Genomic DNA, 5,635 nt, shown 5'->3' with positions numbered 1-5,635 from the left:
CGGCGGCCCGCAACTCCGCCCTCCGTCCCCTGGCCAACGTCTGGCTCGCCGGGCTGCGGGACCTGCTGGTGCCACACCTGGGCGCACAGAGAGCCGAAGTGGTCTCCGCGCTCATCGACGGCATGATTCTGCAGTCCCTCGTCACCGGCGTTGCCCCCCCCCTGGCTCGGCTGGAGGACGCCCTCCGCCTGCTCGAGCAGGGCGACTGACTCGGCGACCAGGAGCCCCACTCGTCGTCGGTTGACGGGGCGATGAGGTCCAAGATCTCCGCGCAACGGCCACGCAGTCGTTCTTGGGCGTGAGTCTTGCCGAGATCGACCTTCGATGTCACCTTCGGATTCAGAAGGTTCGGATTTCGACCCTTCAGGATCCGAATCTCATGATGGGGCGAATCATGGACGTGAGTGATGGTGCCGCGTTGGTCACGGTCAGTCTGGCTGACGGTCCGCTACACCCGGCTGCGATCATCGAGAACGTGGCACAGACCGCCGGCCGCGATCTGACGGTCGGCACGCTCTACGGCATCTTGGATCGCATGATCGGCGAGGGGCTCGTCGTCCGTGCGGCTCCTGAGGGTCGTCGCCGACCCTATGAGCTGACGGGTGCCGGCCGAACCGAGCTGTGCGGCTATCTCGCCGCGATGAGCTCAGCGCTTCAGGTCGGCCAACAGCGACTGGCTCAGGCATGAAGACCGTACAGCTCAGCGCCCAGCACCGAGATGACCTCGACAGCACGTCTGTGCCTCGATGGGTCCTGGCCTGCGGGCCCCGCTCGTGGCGCGAGAGCTACGGGGAGGAGATGTCCCAGACGTGGGCGGACTCGGGATCACGTCGATGGTCTCTGATCTCTTGGCCGCGCACGGCCTGCACCATCGGGTCGTCTGGCCGAGGACAACCGTCAGCCTCGACGAACGGGGGCGGCCTGGTTACGACGTCGCCATCGCGACGCACTCGCGCCATCTGCTGCGCTTGATGGTCATGCTCGGCGCTGCCGTGGTCGTGGCCGCAATCACCATGGCGCTCGGATTTGCCTTGGGCGCCGTCGGTCCCTCCGGCGCCGCTTACAGCGAAGTATCGATGCGCACAGAGCAACTTCGGTCGACCTTGCTGCTGGCCTTCATGGTCGCTCTGCCCTTCGCCGTCGCCGCCTGGGGTGAGCGCAAGACACGGCATCTGCAGAAGCGCGACGCCGGAATCGGTCTGATCCTGGGGTCCGGCTTAGCCGTCCTGTTGGTGCTCGCGGCTCCCGCCCTCGCTACGGCGGCGACCTCATGAGCTCGAGGTTGGGGTCTCAGCTGCGCCCCTCCAACTTCAGCCGGGGCCGTATGGCGGCACTCATCTGTGGTGGCTACCTGTTCCTGGTGTTGGTCGCCTGGCTCGTGACCGTCTACGACGCGTTCCTTGTCGATCACGTCGGCGCCTCACTCATGGTCGTCCATCTCATCGTCCTGACCATTCCCACGTCCTTCCTGTTCACCTCCGTATTGGACATGCTCAATCTCCTCGACCCGCAGAACTGGCTCACCGAATCACTGCTCTGGATCTCGATGCTGCTCCCGGGCCTACTTCAGGCGGGCCTTGGCTGGCTCGTGCTGCGAGGACCCCGAGTTTCGTCCGCGAACCTCCCCGCGGGCCAGCCGAGCTGAGGAAGGGCATGGTGTCGGTGCTCCGGCCCACGACCAGCCTCACCAGGGGCCGTAGACGGCCTCGCTGTTGTCGGACAGCGCTGTGCACAGGGTCGGCACGGCGATGTTGAGGGTGGCCGCCATCGCCCGCACGGTCAGCGGCACCAGGTAGGGGGCGTTGACCTGGCCGCGGTGCGGGTTGGGGGTCAGGTAGGGCGCGTCGGTCTCGACCAGCAGGTGCTCGGTGGGCACGACAGACAGGGCGTTGCGCAGCGGCCGCGCGTTCTTGAAGGTCACCGTCCCGGAGAAGGACAGGGAGTAGCCGCGGCGCACGCACTCCCTGGCCATCGCCATGTCGCCGGAGAAACAGTGCAACACGGTCCGCTCGGGAGCACCCTCCTCGGCGAGGATGCGCAGCACGTCGTCGTGCGCGTCGCGGTCGTGGATCTGCAGGGCCAGCCCGGTGCGCTTGGCCAGCTCGATGTGCGCCCGGAACGACTCCTGCTGAGCGGCCACCCCCTCGGGCCCCGTGCGGTAGTAGTCGAGCCCGGTCTCCCCGATCGCGCGGATCCGCGGATGCCGTGCGTGCTGCTCGATCTCGGTGAGCACCTCCTCCAGTTCGCCGGCCGCGGCGTGGCCGGGGGCCTCGTTGGGGTGGATCGCCACCCCACCGAGCAACTGCTCGTGCTCGTCGATCGCGTCGACGGTCCACTGCGCGCTGCCCCGGTCGCAGCCGATCTGCACCAGCCGGTCCACGCCCACCGCACTCGCCTGGGCGATGACCTCGCCGATCGGGCGGGCCGGGGCGCCCTCCCGGTCGATGTCCAGGTGGCAGTGGTTGTCGACCACCGGGATCGGCAGCCGGTCGGGCACCGGCGGCCGCTCGAGCAGGCGAGCATCCGTCATACGGCATCGTCGGCGTCGTCCGGCTCCAGGCCCAGCCGGCGCCGCTCCTCATCGACCACACCCGGGTCGAGCTTGGTGAAGATCGGGGTCGGCTTGGCCACCGGCGCGCCTAACCGGACCGGCCGGTGCTCCCAGCGCGGCATGGCGCTGTAGTCGCCGGTGATGATCAGGTATGGCGCGCGCTGCGGCTCGTCGAGGTCGCTCACCTCCTGCGCGTGCGGCATCGGCATGAAGGCGCCCTCACCGCCGAGCGCGGTGTGCACGGCATTGGACGAGTGCGGCAGGAACGGGGAGAGCATCGTGTTGAGGTCGACCACGGCCTGGGCGAGCACGTGCAGCACGGTATGCAGTCGCTCCCGCTGATCCTCGCCCTTGAGCTTGAACGGCTCGGTGGTCGAGACGTAGGTGTTGGTCTCGCCGACCAGATGCATCGCCTCGGCGAGTGCGGCCCGCTGCCGGTGCGCGCCGATCAACCCGCCGACGGTGTCGAACCCGGTCTTGATCTGCTCCAGGATGGCCTTGTCGACCGGCTCCAGCGGCCCGGCCTGCGGGATCTCGCCGACGTTCTTGGCGATCATCGTGGCGGTCCGGTTGACCAGGTTGCCCCAGCCGGCGACCAGCTCGTTGTTGGTGCGCTTGACGAACTCGGGCCAGGAGAAGTCGGAGTCGTTGTTCTCCGGTGCGGCCGCGGACAGGAAGTAACGCAGCGCGTCGACCTGGTAGCGCTCGAGCACGTCGTGCACGAAGATCACGACACCGCGGGAGGAGGAGAACTGCTTGCCTTCCATCGTCAGGAACTCGCTGCTGACCACTTCGGTCGGCAGGTTGAGCTCACCGAACGGTCCGGGCTGACCATCTCGGTCGCCCTGCCCGTTGTGCGCCAGCATCTCGGCAGGCCAGATCTGGGAGTGGAAGGTGATGTTGTCCTTGCCCATGAAGTAGTACGACAGCGCGTCAGGATCGTTCCACCACTCGCGCCAGCGCTCCGGATCCCCCTTCCGCCGCGCCCACTCGATCGAGGCAGACAGGTAGCCGATCACCGCGTCAAACCATACGTAGAGCCGCTTGGTCGGCTCGTCGCGCCACCCGTCGAGCGGGATCGGGATGCCCCAGTCGATGTCGCGGCTCATGGCCCGCGGCTTGATGTCGGTCAGGATGTTCTGCGAGAACTTGATGACGTTGGGCCGCCACAGCCCGGTCTCGGCGCGGTCCTCGAGCCACTCCCCCAGCGCGCCGGCCAGCGCCGGCAGGTCGAGGAAGAAATGCTGGGTCTGGACGAAGTCGGGGGTCTCGCCGTTGATCTTGCTGTGCGGCTCGATCAGCTCGGTCGGGTCCAGCTGGTTGCCGCAGTTGTCGCACTGGTCACCGCGCGCCTCGGCATACCCACAGATCGGGCAGGTGCCCTCGATGTAGCGGTCGGGCAGCGTGCGCCCGGTCGACGGACTGATCGCGGCAGGGGTGGTCTGCTCCACCATGTAGCCGTTGTCGTAGACGGCCGTGAACATCTGCTGCACGACGGCGTAGTGGTTGGCCGTCGTCGTGCGGGTGAACAGGTCGTAGGAGACGCCCAGGTCGACCAGGTCCTGCACGATCATCCGGTTGTTGGTGTCGGCCAGCTCGCGCGCGGAGACACCCTGTTGGTCAGCCGCCACCAGGATCGGGGTGCCGTGCTCGTCGGTTCCGGAGACCATGAGCACGTCGTGACCGGCCATCCGCATGAATCTGCTGAACACGTCGGAGGGCACGCCGAACCCGGCCACGTGGCCCAGGTGGCGCGGACCGTTGGCATACGGCCAGGCGACGGCGGACAGGACATGGGACATGCGCTCGAGTCTAGGTGGGCCCCGCCACCCGTTTTCGCACCGGCTGAGCAGAGCTGTGGGGGGCTCGTCGAGTCGCGCGGCATTGTGCACATTGCGCCGTGTTCGGACACCGCGCAATGCACGCAAGGCCGCGCAATGTGTGGCGACAGCTCACTCCCAGGTGTCGTCCGCCTCACCGTCGCCGTCGACGTCCAGACCGATGAGACTGGCCCCCGCCTCGGTCGTCGGTGCGACGGTCTCTCGGGCGATGAACAGGGGAGCGGCCGTTGCCGAGTTCGGCGATCTCCGGCTCGTCGAACTCCACCGGCTCCGGGGTCACGCCGGGCTGGTCGCGCAGCACGGGGGTGGCCAGCGAGGCGTCGAGGTCCGTCGTCCAGTCCGCGGAGGTGTCCTGGTCCACGGCGGTTTCCTGCGCCGGGGAAATCTCCTGCAGGGCCGTGTCCGACGTCGGGCCGAGCCCCACCCAGGCGGTCACCGCGAGGGCAGCCGCAGCGATCGACATACCGGCCCCGGTGGCGCGCCGCCGGCGCACCCGTCCCTTGCCACCGGACAGCACCGAACCCGCGGACAGCCCCATGCGCGGGGGGTCCATGGCCGCCCGGTCCATGGCCTCCAGCACGTCGTGGTCAGACGTTGACATGCGACTCATCTCCATCCATGAACGCCCGCATCCTGGCCAGACCCCGGGAGCCGGAGCTCTTCACGGTGCCGACGCTCACCCCGAGGGCGTCGGCGGTGTCGCGCTCCGACTGGTCCAGGTAGTGCCGCAGCACCACCACCTGGCGTTCGCGAGCCGGGAGGGCCTGCAAGGCTCGGACCAGATCGAGGTGACGGGACTCCTGCTCCTGCCCGCTCTCGGGTATGTCGTTGACCAGCACCTCGCGGCGTCGCCTGCGCCACCGGTCGGTGTGCAGGTTGGCCATGATCCTGCGGGCATAGGCCCGGGTGACTGCCGGGCTTGACCCGTCCCCACCGCACGTAGACCCGCTCGAGCGCCTCCTGCAGAGGTCCTCAGCGGTATGCGGATCGCCCGTGAGCATCCAGGCAGCCGTGAGCAGACGCGGCGAGACCTGGTCGACGAAGGTCACGAACTCGGCGTCCCTGTCCTTGCCACACTCGCCTCCTGCGCCGATCATCACCTGTCCACCCCTAGGCGCACCAGCCTGTTGGGAGGTTGAGGACCGGCTCCGGCGACGGTCGGTCAGGATCCGCGTTCCGGCCAATCGCGCGGCATTGTGCACATCGCGCGGGGTTCGGACGCCGCGCAATGTGCGGAAGGCCG

Annotated in this window: 8 protein-coding genes; 4 read left to right on the top strand and 4 right to left on the bottom strand. The window is 68.3% G+C overall.

Features of this window, described 5'->3' with window-relative positions:
* From ACR2FV_RS07655 to ACR2FV_RS07640, 4 genes are all read left to right on the top strand, one after another.
* Window positions 1-209: hypothetical protein (locus ACR2FV_RS07655; RefSeq protein ID WP_434015100.1), on the top strand; the 209-nt coding region annotated here is incomplete at its 5' end.
* An 89-nt stretch (window positions 210-298) separates the two neighbouring features.
* Entirely contained in the window at window positions 299-688 is a 390-nt protein-coding gene (locus tag ACR2FV_RS07650) for a PadR family transcriptional regulator (protein ID WP_434015099.1), read from the top strand.
* Window positions 689-809: 121 nt separating this feature from the next.
* Window positions 810-1,274, top strand: a complete 465-nt coding sequence (locus tag ACR2FV_RS07645; RefSeq protein ID WP_434015098.1) for a hypothetical protein — start codon at window positions 810-812, stop codon at window positions 1,272-1,274.
* A 50-nt stretch (window positions 1,275-1,324) separates the two neighbouring features.
* The gene (locus tag ACR2FV_RS07640; RefSeq protein WP_434015097.1) at window positions 1,325-1,645 is read left to right on the top strand and encodes an SCO4225 family membrane protein; all 321 of its coding nucleotides are present in this window, start codon (window positions 1,325-1,327) and stop codon (window positions 1,643-1,645) included.
* Between the two features lie 39 nt (window positions 1,646-1,684).
* On the opposite strand, the gene ACR2FV_RS07635 is transcribed toward ACR2FV_RS07640, so the two are convergent.
* The 4 genes from ACR2FV_RS07635 to ACR2FV_RS07620 form a co-directional block, all read right to left on the bottom strand.
* On the bottom strand, window positions 1,685-2,530 hold the full coding sequence (locus tag ACR2FV_RS07635; RefSeq protein ID WP_434015096.1) for a TatD family hydrolase: 846 nt from the start codon (window positions 2,528-2,530) through the stop codon (window positions 1,685-1,687).
* The gene (metG, locus tag ACR2FV_RS07630) at window positions 2,527-4,353 is read right to left on the bottom strand and encodes a methionine--tRNA ligase (protein WP_434015095.1); all 1,827 of its coding nucleotides are present in this window, start codon (window positions 4,351-4,353) and stop codon (window positions 2,527-2,529) included. The genes ACR2FV_RS07635 and metG overlap by 4 nt, the downstream gene beginning before the upstream one ends.
* A 172-nt stretch (window positions 4,354-4,525) precedes the next feature.
* A complete protein-coding gene (locus ACR2FV_RS07625; RefSeq protein ID WP_434015094.1) occupies window positions 4,526-4,993 on the bottom strand; it encodes a hypothetical protein in 468 nt (155 codons plus the stop codon).
* Window positions 4,980-5,489: a sigma-70 family RNA polymerase sigma factor gene (locus ACR2FV_RS07620; protein ID WP_434015093.1), complete on the bottom strand. Its 510-nt coding sequence runs from the start codon at window positions 5,487-5,489 to the stop codon at window positions 4,980-4,982. Before ACR2FV_RS07620 ends, ACR2FV_RS07625 begins: the two co-directional genes overlap by 14 nt.
* Between the last annotated feature and the right edge of the window lie 146 nt (window positions 5,490-5,635).

It is taken from the genome of Ornithinimicrobium sp. (assembly GCF_051004135.1).
Taxonomy (GTDB): domain Bacteria; phylum Actinomycetota; class Actinomycetes; order Actinomycetales; family Dermatophilaceae; genus Ornithinicoccus.
This window is presented reverse-complemented; position numbering and strand designations above follow the sequence as displayed.